The organism is Corallococcus exiguus, from assembly GCF_009909105.1.
GTDB lineage: Bacteria > Myxococcota > Myxococcia > Myxococcales > Myxococcaceae > Corallococcus > Corallococcus exiguus.
The window spans coordinates 315,082-333,114 of the sequence record NZ_JAAAPK010000008.1; the positions used below are offsets into that span (position 1 = coordinate 315,082).

The 18,033-nt window shown below is 71.0% G+C and carries 1 protein-coding gene (only partly in view); it reads left to right on the plus strand.

The genetic code is table 11. From position 1 onward, the window contains the following. Positions 1–18,032: the 3' portion of a non-ribosomal peptide synthetase gene (locus GTZ93_RS27615; RefSeq protein WP_161663102.1), read on the plus strand. It extends 13,468 nt beyond the left edge of the window; 18,032 of the gene's 31,500 nt are visible here — the last part of the coding sequence; its start codon lies off the left edge, out of view; the stop codon is at positions 18,030–18,032. The last annotated feature ends 1 nt before the right edge of the window (position 18,033 follow it).

Consider the following 18,033-nt stretch of genomic DNA (forward strand, 5'->3'; position numbering starts at 1 on the left):
AGTGGGTGAGCCTGTCGTCGAAGGACGTGTTCCTCCAGCTGGCGCCGCTCGCGTTCGACGCGTCCACCTTCGAGCTGTGGGGCGCGATGCTCAACGGCGCGAAGCTCGCCGTGTTCCCGCCGCGCGCGCCCACCCTGGACGAACTGGGGGAGGTCATCAACCGCGAGGGCGTGAGCACCTTGTGGCTCACCGCCGGTCTGTTCCACCAGATGGTGGATGGCAACCTGGACGGCCTGCGTCCCGTGCGCCAGCTGCTGGCGGGTGGTGACGTGCTGTCCCCCGCGCACGTGCTGCGCGTGATGGAGCAGCTGCCCGGCTGCCGCGTCATCAACGGCTACGGCCCCACGGAGAACACGACGTTCACCGCGTGCTACCCGGTGGAGAACGCGGGCGCGCTGGGCATCTCCGTGCCCATCGGCCGTCCCATCAACGGCACGCGCGTGCATGTCCTCAACGCGTCCCTGCAGCCCGTGCCCCTGGGCGCCCCCGGCGAGTTGTTCGCGGGCGGCGACGGCCTGGCGCATGGCTACCTGAACCAGCCGGAGCTGACGGCGGAGAAGTTCATCCCGGATCCGTTCAGCACCGTGCCGGGCGCGCGGCTGTACCGCACCGGCGACCAGGTCCGCTTCCGCGCGGACGGCGCCCTGGAGTTCCTGGGCCGCATCGATCAGCAGGTGAAGGTGCGTGGCTTCCGCATCGAGCCGGGCGAGATTGAAACGGCGCTGCGCGGACACGCGTCCGTGCTCGACGTCACCGTCGCCGTGCAGGAGGTCGCGGGCGAGAAGGCCCTGGTGGCCTACGTCGTCACGGAAGAGGGCGCTGAGCCGCTGGGCGTGGACACGATGCGTGCGTTCCTGCACGACAAGCTACCCGCGTACATGGTGCCCACGGCGCTGATGGCACTGGACGCGCTGCCGCTCACGCCCAACGGCAAGGTGGACCGCCGCGCGCTGCCCGTGCCCGGCAGCGAGCGTCCGCAGATGTCCACCGCGTACGCCGCGCCTCGCACCATGGAGGAGACCGCGCTGTGCGAGGTCTGGGCGGAGGTGCTGGGCGTGGAGCGCGTCGGTATCGACGACAGCTTCTACGATCTGGGCGGTGACTCCATCCGCAGCATCCAGCTCATCGCGAAGCTGCGTGAGCGCGGGTTGGATCTGCCCATGGTGGAGCTGCTGCGTCAGCCCACCATCCGCGCGCTTGGCAATCTGGTGCACGCGGCCCCGTCGAAGGCCGCGGCGCAGGCCGTCCCTGGCTCGGAGCCGTTCAGCCTGCTGTCCGACGCGGACCGCGCGCGCCTGCCCTCGGATGTGGAGGATGCGTACCCGGTGGCCGTGCTCCAGGCCGGCATGCTCTTCCAGAGCGAGCTGGACCAGGCGTCCGGCATGTACCACGACGCCACCAGCTACCACCTGGAGATGGCGCTCGATGAGGCGAAGATGCGCCAGCTGCTGGCGGAGCTGGCACGCCGTCACGCCATCCTGCGCACTTCGTTCGACCTCACCGGTTACGAGCAGCCGTTGCAGTTCGTGCACCGCGAGGTCCAGGTGCCGCTGGAGCTCCACGACGTGCGCCACGTGCCTGCCGCGGAGCAGGACGCGCTGTTGCGCAGGCTCGTGGAAGCGGACCGCTGCCGTCCGTTCGACTGGAACCGCGCGCCGCTGCTGCGCTTCGCGATCTACCGGCGCACGGAGAAGACGCTCCAGTTCTCGCTCATCTTCCACCACGCCATCCTGGATGGTTGGAGCCTCGCGACGCTGTTGTCGGAGCTGTTCCGCGGCTACGTGAACCTGCTGCGCGGCACGCCGGCCCCGGAGGCGGCGCCGCTGGCCGTCACCTACCGCCAGTTCGTCGCGCTGGAGCACCAGTCGCTCACCTCCGGCGAGGGCGAGCAGTTCTGGAAGTCGCGCCTCGCGGAAGTGGACCGTCCTGCTCCTCGCGCGCCGCTGCTTGCGGGCCAGGAGCCGGTGCTGAGCATGCGGCAGGTGGACGTGCCCGCCGCGCTCCAGGAAGGACTGCAACGCGTGGCACAGGCGGTCAACGTGCCGCTGAAGACCGTGCTGCTGGCGGCGCACCTGCGCGTGCGTGCGCTGATGGAGGGACAGCGCTCGGTGGTGACGGGCGTGGTCTCCAACGGCCGTCCGGAGACGGCCGACAGTGAGCGCATGGTGGGCCTGTTCCTCAACAGCATCCCGTTCCCGGTGACGCTGGCGGACGGCTCGTGGCTGGACCTGGTGCGCCAGGTCTCGAAGGCGGACAGCGACATCTGGCCGCACCGCCGCTACCCCATGGGCCGGTTGCAGCAGCAGCTGGGGGGCCAGCGGCTGTTCGAGACCATCTTCAATTTCGTCCACTTCCACGTGGCCGGAGGCCTGTCGCAGCTCGAAGGCGTGCGCCTGCTGGAGGAGACGCCGTCCACCGCGTGGATGGAGCTTCCGCTGAGCACGCTGTTCCTCCAGCGCCCGGACACCGGCGCGCTGATGCTCGTGCTGCGCACCAACGGCACGCAGCGCGACGCGGACCAGACGGAGGCGCTGGCGGGCTACTACTTCCGCGCCCTCGAAGCGATGGCCGCCAACCCGCACGCGCGCCACGAGCACGCGCGGCTGCTGCCGGACGCGGAGCGCCAGAAGCTGCTGGTGGAGTGGAACGCCACGGGCGCGGCGTCCGCGGGCGACACCCTCGTTCATGAGCGCTTCGCCGTTCACGCGGCCCGCACGCCGGACGCCGTGGCGGTGGTCTGCGACGACGGCCAGCTCACCTACGGGGAGCTGAACCGCAGGGCCAACCAGCTGGCGCACTGGCTGCGCGCGCGCGGCGTGGGCCCGGATGCTCGCGTGGGTCTGCTCACCGAGCGCACCCCGGACGCCATCGTCGGCATGCTGGGCATCCTCAAGGCCGGCGGCGCGTACGTGCCGCTGGATCCGTCGCACCCGCCCGAGCGCCTGCGCACGGTGCTGGAGGACGCGGCGGCTTCGCTCGTGGTCACCCAGGCCTCGCTCGCCGCGCACGTGGCGGACGCCTCCAGGGAACACGTGTGCCTGGACTCCGACGCTGGGCTGCTCTCACGCGAGCGTGAGGACGACCCGACGCGCCTGGGCGACGCGGGCTCCCTGGCCTACGTCATCTTCACGTCCGGCTCCACGGGCCGGCCCAAGGGCGTGGCCATCGAGCACCGTCAGCTCAACCACTACGTGGAGGGCGTGACGGTCCGGCTGGAGCTGCCCCCGGCGGCGAGCTTCGCGTCGGTGTCCACGCTGGCCGCGGACCTGGGCCACACCGCCGTCTTCCCGACGCTGAGCGGCGGCGGCACGCTGCACCTCATCTCCCGCGACCGCGCCTCCGACCCGGCAGCGCTGGGCGACTACTTCGAGCGCCACGCGGTGGACTGCTTGAAGATCGTCCCCTCGCACCTGACGGCGCTCCTGTCGTCGCCGTCGCCCGAGCGCGTCCTGCCTCGCAAGCGGCTGGTGCTGGGCGGTGAGGCGTCCGATCCGGCGCTCGTGGCGCGCGTGCACGCGCTGGTGCCCGGACTCGAAGTCTTCAACCACTACGGTCCCACCGAGACCACGGTCGGCGTGCTGACGTGGAAGGTGGAGCGGGGCACGCAGCTGTCGGCCACGGCCTCCGTGCCGCTGGGCCGTCCGTTGCCCAATGCTCGGATGTACGTGCTGGACGCGGCGCTGCAGCCCGTCCCCGTGGGCGTGCCCGGCGAGCTGTTCATCGGCGGCGCGGGCGTGGCCCGGGGCTACCTGGGACAGCCCGGCCTCACGATGGAGCGCTTCCTGGCGGATCCGTTCCACGCGGAGCCCGGCGCGCGCGTGTACCGCACGGGCGACCGCGTCCGCTACCTGCCGGACGGCGCGCTGGAGTTCCTGGGCCGCGTCGACTTCCAGGTGAAGGTGCGCGGCTTCCGCATCGAGCTGCCTGAAATCGAGGCGGCGATGAGCGGCCTGCCCGGCGTCGCGGAAGTCGTCGTGCTGGCGCGCGAGGACGTGCCGGGCGACAAGCGCCTGGTGGCCTACGTCGTCGCGGTGCCCGGCCACACGCTGGAGGCCGGGGCGCTGCGCCAGGGCCTGAAGACGCGGCTGCCGGACTACATGGTGCCGTCCGCCTTCGTCATGCTGGACGCGCTGCCCCTCACGTCCAACGGCAAGGTGGACCGCCGCGCGCTGCCCGCGCCGGAGCAGGAGACCGAAGCAGGCCGCGCCCACGTGGCCCCGCGCACTCCCACCGAGGAGCTCATCGCGGGCCTGTGGTCGAAGTTGCTGGGCGTGGAGCGCGTGGGTGCGAAGGATGACTTCTTCGTGCTCGGCGGACACTCGCTGCTGGCGACGCAGATGATCTCCCGCATCCGGAGCGCGTTCCGCGTGGAGCTGCCCCTGCGCGCGCTCTTCGAGGCGACCACGGTGGAGACGCTCTCCGCTCGCGTGGACGAGGCCGTCCGCCAGGGCTTCGGCCTGGAGGCACCGGCCATCGTGCCGCTGTCTCGCGAGAACACGCTGCCGCTGTCGTTCGCGCAGCAGCGCCTGTGGTTCCTGGATCAGCTGGAGCCGGACAGCGCGTTCTACAACATCGCCGCGCCGGTGATGCTGGACGGCGCGCTGGAAGTGGCCCCGCTGGAGCAGGCCTTCACGGAGCTGGTGCGCCGGCATGAAGTGCTGCGCACCACCTTCCGCGCGGAGGGTGGTAACCCGGTGCAGGTCGTCCACCCGGCGGGCTTCATGCCGCTGCCGCTCGTGGACCTCACGCACCTGCCGGAGGCGGAGCGCGAGGCGAAGGCGCAGCGTCTGGCGGACGAGGACGCGGGCAAGCCGTTCAACCTGGCCACGGGCCCGCTGCTGCGCGCCACGCTGGTGCGCATCTCGGACGTGCGCCACATGCTGCTGCTCACGGTGCACCACATCGTGTCCGACGGCTGGTCGCGCGGCGTGCTGGTGCGCGAAGTGGCCGCGCTCTACGAGGCCTTCCGCCAGGGCAAGCCGTCGCCGCTGCCGGAGCTGCCGGTGCAGTACGCGGACTACTCGGGCTGGCAGCGTGGCTGGCTCCAGGGCGACGTGCTGAAGAAGCAGGTCGGCTACTGGAAGCAGCAGCTGACCGGCGCGCCCTCCGCGCTGGAATTGCCGACGGACTTCCCGCGTCCGGCGGTGCAAACGTACCGCGGTGAGACGCTGCCCTTCACGCTGCCGCGCGAGCTGTCGGATGCCCTGCGCGCCCTGGCGCTGAAGGAAGGCGTCACGCCGTACATGCTGCTGCTCACCGCGTGGCAGGTGCTGCTGGCGCGCCACGCGGGCCAGGACGACGTCACGGTGGGTTCGCCGGTGGCCGGCCGTGGCCGCATGGAGACCGAAGGCCTCATCGGCTTCTTCATCAACACGCTCGTGCTGCGCACGCGGCTGGAAGGGGACCCCTCGTTCCGCCAGGTGCTCGCGCGGGTGCGGGAGTCGGTGCTGGGCGCGCACGCGCACCAGGAAGTGCCGTTCGAGAAGCTGGTGGAAGAGCTGCAGCCGGTGCGCGACACCAGCCGCTCGCCGCTCTTCCAGGTGTGGTTCGTGCTGCACCAGGAGCTGGCGGCGAAGCTGTCCGTGCCGGGCCTCACGCTGAGCGCCTACGAGGCGGAAGCGCGCACCGCGAAGTTCGACCTGGCCCTGTCCATGCTGGACGCGGCGGACGGCTTCGTGGGCCGCCTGGAGTACAACTCCGACCTGTTCGCCCGCGCGACCGCGGAGCGGATGATGGCGCGCCTGCACGTGCTGCTGACGGGCATCGTCACGAAGCCCGAGGCGCCAGTGGGTGAGCTGCCCCTGCTGTCCGCCGAGGAGCGGCACCAGGTGCTGGTGGGCTGGAACAGCGTCCGCGCGGAGCTGCCGAGCGAGGCGACCATCCACTCGCTCATCGAAGCGCACGCGGAGGCCACGCCGGACGCGGTGGCCCTCGTGTACGAGGAGCAGTCGCTCACGTACGCGGAGCTGGACGTGAAGGCGAACCAGCTGGCGCACCACCTGCGCCGCCGGTACGTCGGACGCGAGGTGCGCGTGGCGCTCTGCCTGGAGCGCTCGCTGGATCTCGTGGTGGGCATGCTCGGCATCCTCAAGGCCGGTGGCGCGTTCATCCCGTTGGATCCGTCGTACCCAGTGGAGCGGCTCGACTACATGCTGTCGGACTCGGGCGCGCCGGTGCTGGTGACGCAGGAGTCGCTGATGGACTCGCTGCCCACCGACGGCCGCCTGACCATCCAACTGGACATGGACGTGGACGCCATCGAGCGGATGCCGGAAGAGGCGCCGCGCACGGGCGTGTCCGCGCACAACCTGGCGTACGTCATCTACACGTCCGGCTCCACGGGCCGTCCCAAGGGCACGCTGCTCCAGCACCAGGGCCTGGTGAACACGGCCCTGCGCGCCGCCGCGGCGAAGCGGGTGGGGCCGGGCAGCCGCGTGTTGCAGTACGCGGCGTCCAGCTTCGATGCCAGCGTCTGGGAGATCTTCAGCACCCTGGCCGTGGGCGCCACGCTGGTGCTCGCGCCGCGCGACCGGCTGATGCCGGACGAGCCCCTGCGCACGCTGCTGAAGGAGCAGGGCATCACCACCGCCACGCTGACGCCGTCGGTGCTCGCGCAGCTGAGCACGGAAGGGCTGGAGGGCCTGCGCAGCGTGGTGTCCGCCGGTGAAGCGCTGAGCGTGGAGCTGGCGCGCAAGTGGGGCGCGGGGCGCCTCATGATCAACGCCTACGGCCCCACGGAGGCCACGGTCTGCGCGACGCTGACCGAAGGCGGCGTGAACCCGGAGCGGATCACCATTGGCAAGCCGTGGGCGAACGCGCAGGTGTACGTGCTGGACGCGGCACAGCGTCCGGTGCCGGTGGGCGTGGGCGGTGAGCTCTACATCGGCGGCGTGGCGCTGGCGCGTGGCTACCAGGGCCGGCCGGACCTGACGGCGGAGAAGTTCGTGCCGCATCCGTTCAGCACGGACGCGGGCGCGCGGCTGTACCGCACGGGTGACCGCGTGCGCTGGCTGGCGACGGGCGAGCTGGAGTACCTGGGCCGCATCGACTTCCAGGTGAAGGTGCGTGGCTTCCGCATCGAACTGGGCGAAGTCGAATCCGTGCTGCTGCACCACACGGACATCCGTGAGGCGGCGGTGGTCGTGCGCGAGGACGTGCCGGGCGACAAGCGCCTGGTGGCCTACGTCGTCGCGCAGGAGGACACGGAGCTGGACGTGGCGGAGCTGCGCCGCCACCTGAAGGGCGAGGTGCCGGAGTACATGGTGCCGTCCGCCTTCGTGGTGCTGGAGGCGCTGCCGATGACGCCCGCGGGCAAGGTGGACCGCAAGGCCCTGCCCGCGCCGTCCGACTCCCGCACGGAGCGCAGCGAGGCGGAGTTCGCCGCGCCGCGCACGCCGACGGAGGAGCTGCTCGCCACGGTCTGGACGGAGATCCTGGACGTGAAGCGGGTAGGGGTGCGCGACAACTTCTTCGACCTGGGCGGGCACTCGCTGCTGGCCACGCAGGTCGCTTCGCGCATCCGCGAGGCGTTCGGCGTGGAGCTGCCGCTGCGCGCGCTCTTCGAGGCGCCCACCATCGCGGACCTGGCCCAGCGCGTGGATCAGTCCGTGCGTTCGGAGCAGGGACTCCAGGCGCCGCCCATCGTGCCGCTGTCGCGCGAGGGCTCGCTGCCGCTGGGTCTTGCCCAGCAGCGGTTGTGGTTCCTGGACCAGATGGAGCCGGACAGCGCGTTCTACAACATCGTGCTGCCCGTCCGTCTGGAGGGTGAGCTGGACCTGGGCGTGCTGGAGCGGACCTTCACGGAGCTGGTGCGCCGCCACGAATCGCTGCGCACCACGTTCCACGCGGAAGGCGATCAGCCCGTGCAGCGCATCCACGCGCCCACGCCCGCGTCGCTCAACGTCGTGGACCTGAGCGGCCTGCCGGACGCGGAGCGCGAGGCCGAGGCGAAGCGCCTGGCCGACGCGGAGACCAACCGCGGCTTCAAGCTGGCCACGGGGCCGCTCATGCGCGCCCTCATCCTGCGCATGTCGCGGACGGAGCACGTGCTGCTCCTGTCGCTGCACCACATCATCACGGACGGCTGGTCCATGAGCCTGCTCGTCCGCGAGATCGCCGCGCTCTACGCGGCCTTCCGCGAGGACAAGCCGTCGCCGCTGCCGGAGCTGCCGGTGCAGTACGCGGACTACGCGGGCTGGCAGCGCGACTGGCTGCGCAGCGACGTGATGGGCAAGCACGTGGAGTACTGGCGGCAGCAGCTGTCCGGCGCGCCCTCCGCGCTGGAGCTGCCCACGGACTTCCCGCGCCCGGCGGTGATGACGTACTCGGGCGGCGGCGTGGCGGTGAAGGTGCCGCAGACGCTGTCGCAGCGGATCAAGGCGCTGTGCCGCGAGAAGGGCGTGACGCCGTTCATGTTCCTGCTGGCGGCGTGGCAGGTGCTCCTGGCGCGCCACGCGGGCCAGGACGACATCAGCGTGGGTTCTCCGGCCGCGGGCCGCGGGCACTCGTCGACGGAGGGCATCATCGGCTTCTTCGTCAACACGCTGGTGCTGCGCGCGAAGCTGGAGGGCAACCCGTCCTTCCGCGACGTGCTGACCCAGGTGCGTGACACGGTGCTGTCCGCGCACGTCCACCAGGAAGTGCCCTTCGAGAAGCTGGTGGAGGAGCTGCACCCGGTGCGCGACACCAGCCGCTCGCCGCTCTTCCAGGCCATGTTCGTGCTCCAGGCGGAGGATCTGTCCGGTCAGGTGTCCGTGGCCGGCCTCACGCTGAAGACGTTCGAAGCCGAAGCGCGCACGGCGAAGTTCGACATGTCCCTGTCGCTGGCGGACGCGTCCGAGGGCTTCCTGGGCCGGCTCGCGTACAACTCCGACCTGTACTCCCGCGCCACCGCCGAACGGCTGGTGCAGCACCTGGTGATGATGCTGGAAGGCATCGCCACGGACATGGACCAGCGCGTGATGGCGCTGCCCCTGATGACGGAGGACGAGGCGCGGCAGGCGCTGGTGGTGTGGAACGACACCCGCGTGGAGTTCCCGCGCGAGGCGTGCATCCAGTCGTTCATCCAGGCGCATGCCCGCGCCACGCCGGACGCCGTGGCGCTCGTCTACGAGGACACGTCGCTCACGTTCGCGCAGCTGGACGCGAAGGCGAACCAGCTGGCGCACCACCTGCGCACCCTGGGCGTCGCGCCGGAAGTGCGCGTGGCGCTCTGCCTGGACCGCTCGCTGGACCTGGTGGTCGGCATGCTGGGCGTGCTCAAGGCCGGCGGCGCGTTCGTGCCGCTCGACCCGGCGTACCCCATCGACCGGCTCGACTACATGCTGGAGGACAGCGGCGCCACGGTGCTCGTGACGCGCGGCGAGCCCATGCCGGGCCTGCACGCGGAAGACCGTGTCGGGCTGCACCTGGATGACGTGCGGGACGTGCTCCAGGCACTGCCCACCACGGCGCCGTCCGTGAACGTGACCTCCGCCAACCTGGCGTACGTCATCTACACGTCCGGATCCACGGGCCGTCCCAAGGGCACGCTGCTCCAGCACCAGGGCCTGGTGAACACGGCCATCCAGGCGGGCCGCGCGCACCGCTACGCGCCGGGCAGCCGGGTGCTGCAGTACGCGGCGTCCAGCTTCGACGCCAGCGTGTGCGAGGTGTTCGGCACGCTCGTCGCCGGGGCCACGCTGGTGCTCGCGCCGCGCGACCGGCTGCTGCCGGATGAACCGCTGCGCACGCTGCTCCAGGAGCAGCGCATCACCGCTGTCACCCTGACGCCGTCGGTGCTCGCGCAGCTGGGCACGGAAGGGCTGGAGGGCCTGCGCACCGTCATCTCCGCCGGCGAAGCGCTGAGCGTGGAGCTGGCGCGCAAGTGGGGCGAAGGGCGCTTGATGATCAACGCCTACGGCCCCACGGAGGCCACGGTCTGCGCGACGCTGACCGAGAACGGCGCGAACCCGGAGCGGCTCACCATCGGCAAGCCTTGGGCGAACGTGCAGGTGTACGTGCTGGACGACGCGCTCCGGCCCCAGCCGACGGGCGTCCCGGGCGAGCTGTACGTGGCGGGCGCGGGCCTGGCGCGTGGCTACCAGGGCCGGCCGGACCTGACGGCGGAGCGGTTCATCCCGAACCCGTTCAGCCAGGAGCCGGGCGCGCGGCTGTACCGCACCGGTGACCGCGTGCGGTGGACGTCCCTGGCCGAGCTCGAGTACCTGGGCCGCATCGACTCCCAGGTGAAGGTGCGCGGCTTCCGCATCGAGCTGGGTGAGGTCGAATCCGTGCTGCTGCACCACGCGGAGGTGCGTGAGGCGGCGGTGGTGGTGCGCGAGGACGCGCCGGGCGACAAGCGCCTGGTGGCGTACGTCGTGCCCCAGGCCGCGGGCACGCTGGACGCGGTGGAGCTGCGCCGCCACCTGAAGACCGAGGTGCCGGAGTACATGGTGCCTTCGGCCTTCGTGGTGCTGGAAGCGCTGCCGCTGACGCCCGCCGGCAAGATTGACCGCAAGGCCCTGCCCGCGCCGACGGGCGAGGTGTCGCGCACGCGCACCTTCGTGGCCCCGCGCACGCCGACGGAGGAGCTGCTCGCGGCCCTCTTCGCGCAGCTGTTGGGCGTGGAGCGCATGGGCGTGGAGGACCACTTCTTCGAGATGGGTGGCCACTCGCTCATGGCCACGCGGCTGGCGTCGCGCATCCGCGAGGCCTTCGACGTGGAGCTGCCGCTGCGGACGCTCTTCGAGGCGCCCACGGTGTCGGACCTGGCCCGGCGCGTGGACGCGCTCGTGGCGCAGGGCAGGGGCGTGAGGGCGCCGCCGCTCGTGCCGCTGCCGCGCGCGGAGCGGATGCCGCTGTCGTTCGCTCAGCAGCGTCTGTGGTTCCTCAACCAGCTGGAGCCGGACAGCGCCTTCTACAACCTCCCGCTGCCGGTGCGGCTGGAGGGCACGCTGGACGTGTCCGCGTTGGAGCGCGCCTTCACGGAGCTGGTGCGCCGCCACGAATCGCTGCGCACCACGTTCCCCATGCGCGACGGCCAGCCCGCGCAGGTCGTCCACCCGGCCGCGACGCTGCCGATTCAGGTGGTGGACCTGTCCGGTCAGCCCGAAGCCGAGCGTGAAGCCGAGGCCCAGCGTCGGGCCAACGAAGAGGCGCAGCGTCCGTTCCACCTGGCGAACGGTCCGTTGCTGCGCGTGAAGCTGCTCAAGCTGGAGGCCCAGCGGCACGTGCTGCTCGCGACGATGCACCACATCGTCTCCGACGGCTGGTCCATGGGTGTGCTGGTGCGGGAGATGGCGGCCCTCTACGAGGCCTTCGCCTCCGGTCGCGCGCCGTCCCTGCCGGAGTTGCCGGTGCAGTACGCGGACTACGCGGGCTGGCAGCGCGGCTGGTTGCAGGGTGACGTGCTGGCCCAGCAGATGGCGTACTGGAAGCAGCAGCTGACTGGCGCGCCCGCCGCGCTGGAGCTGCCCACGGACCGTCCGCGTCCGGCGGTGCAGACGTACCGGGGCGCCAGCGTGAACCTGCGCGTGGGCAAGCTGGTGACGAACACGCTGAAGGCCCTGGCGCTCAAGGAGGGCGCCACGCCCTTCATGGTGCTCCTGGCCGCGTGGCAGGTGCTGCTCGCGCGCTACTCCGGTCAGGACGACGTGAGCGTGGGCACGCCCATCGCGGGCCGTGGCCGCACGGAGACGGAGGGCCTCATCGGCTTCTTCGTCAACACGCTGGTGCTGCGCACGAAGCTGGAGGGCAACCCGTCCTTCCGCGCGCTGCTGGCCCAGGTGAAGGAGACGACGCTGGGCGCGTACGCGCACCAGGAAGTGCCCTTCGAGAAGCTGGTGGAGGAGCTGGCGCCCACGCGCGACACCAGCCGCACGCCGCTGTTCCAGGTGCTGCTGTCGTTCCAGAACGCGCCGGTGCCGGAGCTGGAGGTCAAGGGCCTCACGCTGCGCGCCGTCCCGCTGGAGCACCGCACCGCGCAGTTCGATCTGAACATGACCCTGTCGGAGGTGGACGGAGAGCTGCGCGGAGCCATGGAGTACAACTCCGACCTGTTCGACGCCGGCACCGCCGAGCGGATGCTGGAGCACCTCCGCGTCCTGCTGGAGGGCGTGGCGTCCCAGCCGGACGTGCCCGTGCAGCGCCTGCCGCTGCTCACGGATGGCGAACGGACGCAGTTGCTGACGACGTGGAACGACACGCGGGCCGACTTCCCGCGCGATGCCTGCATCCACCAGCGCTTCGAGGAGCAGGTGGCCCGCACCCCGGACGCCATCGCCGCGACCTTCGAGGGTGAGCAGCTCACGTACCGGCAGCTGGACGCGAAGGCCAACCAGCTGGCGCACCACCTGCGCCGGCTGGGCGTGGGGCCCGAGGTGAAGGTCGCCCTGTGCCTGGAGCGCTCGCTGGAGATGGTCATCGCCGTGATGGGCGTGCTCAAGGCCGGCGGCGCCTACGTGCCGCTCGACCCGAAGTACCCGCTGGATCGACTGTCCTTCATGCTGGAGGACACGCAGGTGCCGGTGGTGCTGACGCAGGACTCGCTGGCGGACGAGCTGCCCGTCACCACCCAGCAGTTGATCAGCCTGGATGGCGACTGGAAGCGCAGCATCTCCCGCGAGCGCGAGGACGCGCCCGTGACGGCGGTGACGGCTGGCAACCTGGCGTACGTCATCTACACGTCCGGTTCGACGGGCAAGCCCAAGGGCGTGGCCATCGAGCACCGCGGTGTGTCCAACTACCTGACGTGGTGCTTGTCGGCGTACGGGCTGGATACGGGCGCGGGCGCACCGGTGCACTCGTCGCTCGCGTTCGACCTGACCGTCACCAGCATGCTGGCGCCGCTGGTCGCGGGCCGGGGCGTGGTGATGGTGTCGGAGACGCGAGGCGTGGAAGGCCTGGCGGACGTGCTGCGTGAAGGCACGGGCTTCAGCCTGGTGAAGCTGACGCCCAGCCACCTGCGGCTGTTGTCGGACCTGCTGGGCGCGGACGCGGCGGCGGGGCGCACGGGCGCCTTCGTCATCGGCGGCGAAGCGCTCTTCTCGGAGGAGCTGGCGTTCTGGCGCAAGCACGCGCCGGCCACGCGGCTCATCAACGAATACGGCCCCACGGAGACGGTGGTGGGCTGCTCGGTGCACGTCGTGGCCCCGGAGGACTCGGGCTCCGGCGCGGTGCGCATCGGCAAGCCGCTGCCCAACACGCGGATGTACGTGCTGGATTCGCAGCTGCAACCCGTGCCGGTGGGCGTGCCGGGTGAGCTGTACATCGGCGGCGTGCAGGTGGGCCGCGGCTACCTGGGCCGGCCGGAGCTCACGGCGGAGAAGTTCGTGCCGGATGCGTTCAGCACCGACGCTGGCGCGCGGCTGTACCGCTCCGGCGACCTGGCCCGCTGGCGCGCAGACGGCACGCTGGAATACATGGGCCGCGTCGACCACCAGGTGAAGGTGCGTGGCTACCGCATCGAGCTGGGGGAGATCGAATCCGCCCTCATGGGCGCCTACGGCGTGCGCGAGTCCGTCGTCGTCGTCCGCGAGGACGTGGCCGGCGACAAGCGGCTGGTGGCCTACGTCGCCGGTGACGTGGAGTCCCTGGACCGCAAGGGCCTGCGCGAACACCTGGAGCGCACGCTGCCGGAGTACATGGTGCCGTCCGCCTTCGTGGTGATGGAGGCGCTGCCGGTGACCTCCAACGGCAAGGTGGACCGCAAGGCGCTGCCCGTCCCCAGCGACGAGCGCGCGCAGGACGACGCGTTCATCGCGCCGCGCACTCCCACCGAACAGCTGCTCGCCGGAGCGTGGAGCGAGCTGCTGAACGTGGACCGCGTGGGCTCGACGGACGACTTCTTCGAGCTGGGCGGACACTCGCTGTTGGCCACGCAGGTGCTGTCTCGCGTCCGGAGCATCTTCCGGATCGACCTGCAGCTGCGGGACGTCTTCAACGCGCCCACGGTGCAGAAGCTGTCCGTCCTCATCGACCAGGCGCTCCAGGCCGGCGCGGGCACCCAGGCGCCCGCCATCGTGCCGTTGCCGCGCGAAGGCCGCCTGCCGCTGTCGTTCGCTCAGCAGCGCTTGTGGTTCCTGCACCAGCTGGACGCGTCCAGCCCGGCCTACAACGTGCCCATGGTCCTTCGCCTGAAGGGCTCGCTGGACGTGATGGCGCTGGAGCAGAGCTTCACGGAGTTGGTGCGCAGGCACGAATCGCTGCGCACGTCGTTCCACCTGGACAACGGACAGGCCACGCAGGTCATCCACCCGGCGGTGTCGCTGCCGCTCCCGGTGGTGGACCTCTCCGACATCGCGGAGCCGGAGCGCCATGACGAGGCCCGCCGGCTCGCGGACGACGAGGCGGTGCACCCGTTCCAGCTGGCCACCGGTCCGCTGTTGCGCGTGAAGCTGCTCAAGCTGGACGAGGAGGAGCACATCCTCCTGCTCGTCATGCACCACATCGTCTCCGACGGTTGGTCCATGGGCGTGCTGGTGCGCGAGATGGCCGCGTCCTACGAGGCCTTCTCCAACGGCGGCACGCCGTCCCTGCCGGAGCTGCCGGTGCAGTACGCGGACTACGCGGGCTGGCAGCGTGGCTGGCTCCAGGGCGAGGTGCTGGAGAAGCAGCTCGGCTACTGGAAGCAGCAGCTGACCGGTGCGCCCTCCGCGCTGGAGCTGCCCACGGACCGTCCGCGTCCGGCCGTGCAGACGTCGCACGGCTCCAGCGTCCCGGTGAAGGTCAGCCGCGAGCTGACGGAGACGCTCAGGGCCCTGGCGTTGAAGGAGGGCACCACGCCCTTCATGGTCCTGCTGGCCGCGTGGCAGACGCTGCTGTCTCGCTACTCCGGGCAGGATGACATCAGCGTGGGCACGCCCATCGCGGGCCGCCAGCGCGCGGAGACGGAAGGCCTCATCGGCTTCTTCGTCAACACGCTGGTGCTGCGCACGAAGCTGGACGGCGACCCCACGTTCCGCGAGCTGCTGGGCCGCGTGCGGGAGACGACGCTGGGCGCGTACGCGCACCAGGAAGTGCCGTTCGAGAAGCTGGTGGAGGAGCTGGCGCCCACGCGCGATACCAGCCGCACGCCGCTGTTCCAGGTGTCCATGACGCTGCAGAACGCGCCGGAAGGGGCGTTCACGCTGACCGACCTCACCCTGGAAGGCGTGGAGGTGGAGCACCGCACCGCGAAGTTCGACCTGTCGCTGGGCCTCACGGAGACGGCGAACGGCATCGAGGGCGGGCTCGAGTTCAACACCGATCTGTTCGACGCGAGCACCGCCGAGCGGCTCGCCCGGCACCTGGGCGTGTTGCTGGCGGGCATCGGGGCGAACCCAGACGCGCGGCTGCACCAGCTGCCGCTGCTCACGGAGGAGGACCGCACGCAGGTGGTGACGGACTGGAACACGTCCTTCCGCTTCCCGGTGGACGCGTGCCTGCACACGTTGTTCGAGCGGCAGGCGGCCCGTACCCCGGACGCCATCGCGGTCACGTACGCCGAACAGCGCCTCACGTACCGCGAGCTGGACACGCGGGCGAACCAGCTGGCGCATCACCTGCGCACGCTGGGCGTGGGGCCGGAGGTCCTGGTGGGCCTCGCGGTGGAGCGTTCGCTGGAGCTGATGGTGGGCCTGCTGGCCATCCTCAAGGCCGGCGGCGCGTACCTGCCCATGGATCCGGCGTACCCGCGGGATCGCCTGGAGTTCATGGTGGAGGACGCTCGCGTGCCGGTGGTGCTCACGCAGCAGCACCTGCTGGACGTGGTGCCGTCGGGCGCGGCGAAGCGCCTGTGCCTGGACTCGGATGCCGCCGCTTGGGCCTCCGCGCCCACGACGACGCCGGACAGCGGCGTGGCGCCGCATCACCTGGCGTACGTCATCTACACGTCCGGCTCCACGGGCCGTCCCAAGGGCGCGCAGATTGAGCACGCCCAGGTGGTGCGCCTCTTCGACGGCACGAAGCACTGGTTCGACTTCGGCGCGAAGGACGTGTGGACGCTGTTCCACTCGTACGCCTTCGACTTCTCCGTCTGGGAGATGTGGGGCGCGCTGCTGTACGGCGGCAAGCTGGTGGTGGTGCCGTACGAAGTCAGCCGCACGCCCGCGGACTTCCACGCGCTGCTCAAGCGCGAGGGCGTCACGGTGCTCAACCAGACGCCGTCCGCGTTCCGTCAGCTGATCCAACACGAGGAGCGCACGGGCGACCACGAGGGCCTGTCCCTGCGCACGGTCGTGTTCGGCGGCGAGGCGCTGGAGTTCGGCAGCCTGCGTCCCTGGTACGCGCGCCACGCGGACAACGCGCCGGTGCTCGTCAACATGTACGGCATCACCGAGACGACCGTTCACGTGACCTACCGCGCACTCAAGGCGGCGGACGCGGAGGGCGGGCGCGGCAGCGAGGTCGGCGTCGCGATCCCGGACCTCCAGGTGTACGTGCTGGATGCGCACGGACAGCCGGTGCCTCCGGGCGTCACGGGTGAGATGTACGTGGGCGGCGACGGCCTCAGCCGCGGCTACCTGGGCCGGCCGGAGCTGACCGCGCAGCGCTTCATCCCGGATCCGTTCAGCACTGTTCCGGGCGCGCGGCTCTACCGCTCCGGCGACCTGGCGCGGTGGCGTCCTGACGGCACGCTGGAGTACCTGGGTCGTGCGGACTTCCAGGTGAAGGTGCGCGGCTTCCGCATCGAGTTGGGCGAAATCGAGGCGGGCCTGCTCTCGCACCCGAGCGTGCGCGAGGCCGTGGTGCTGGTGCGCGAGGACGTGCCGGGCGACAAGCGCCTGGTGGCGTACCTGGTGGGCGCGCCGGGTCAGAGCGTGGCGGGAGTCCCGGAGCTGCGCGAGCAACTGCGGCGCACGCTGCCGGAGTACATGGTGCCGTCCGCCTTCATGACGCTGGAGTCGCTGCCGCTCACGTCGAACGGCAAGGTGGATCGCCGCGCGCTGCCCGCGCCGGACACCACGCGCGCGGAAGGCTCCACGCTGGTGGTGGCGCGCACGCCGCTTCAGCTGCAGTTGGTCCGAGTCTGGGAGGAGACGCTCGGGATGTTGCCCATTGGCATCCGCGACGACTTCTTCGACCTGGGCGGCCACTCCATGCTGGCGGTGCAGCTCATGGGCCGCATCCAGCAGCTCACCGGCAAGAACCTGCCCCTGGCGTCGCTGTTCCAGGCGTCGACGGTGGAGCAGCTGGCCGCGCTGCTGGAGGCCGAGTCACGCGCCTGGTCGCCGCTGGTGGCGCTGAAGCCGGAGGGCACGAAGCCTCCGCTGTTCGCCATCCACCCGGCGGGCGGCGGCGTCCTCTGCTACGTGGATCTGGCGCGAGAGCTGGACGCGGATCAGCCGTGCTACGGCCTGCAGGCCCGGGGCACCGAGGGCGAGGAGCCCCTGGGCACCGTGGCGGAGATGGCCGCGCTGTACTTGGCGTCCGTGCGCGAGGTGCAGCCGCACGGGCCCTACCACCTGGCGGGCTGGTCGCTGGGCGGCATCATCGCCTTCGAGATGGCGCGGCAGCTGCGCGCCGTGGGCGAAGAGGTGGCGCTGCTGGCGAGCATCGACGCGTACACCGTGCAGCACATGGTGCCGGACAAGACGCCGGAGCAGGTCCTGGAGGACATGCTCACCTCCGAACTCACCATGATGCTGGCGGCCACCACCGGCCGTGACCCCTTGGAACTGCGCGAGCGCATCTCCCAGATGACGCAAGCGGAGCGCGTGAACTACTTCTACGAAGTGGGCAGCCAGGGTGACACGCAGATCGCCGACGTGGGCGTGGAGCGCGTGCGCAACCTGTACCGGGTGTTCGAGTCCACCTCGCGCGCCTTCACGCAGTACGACGCGAAGCCGCTCGACGGGAAGATCGTGCTGCTGCGCGCCAGCCAGCGTCCGGACACGCGTGAGCACACCGGCTGGGAGGAGTTCGTCACCGGCGGCGTGGAGGTCGTGGACATGCCGGGCACGCACATGACGATGATGCGCAAGCCGCTGATCACCAACGTGGCGCGGGAGCTCCAGTCCCGCATCGTCACGCACACGACGCCGGTGGACGACCTGAAGAAGAAGATCGGGTAGC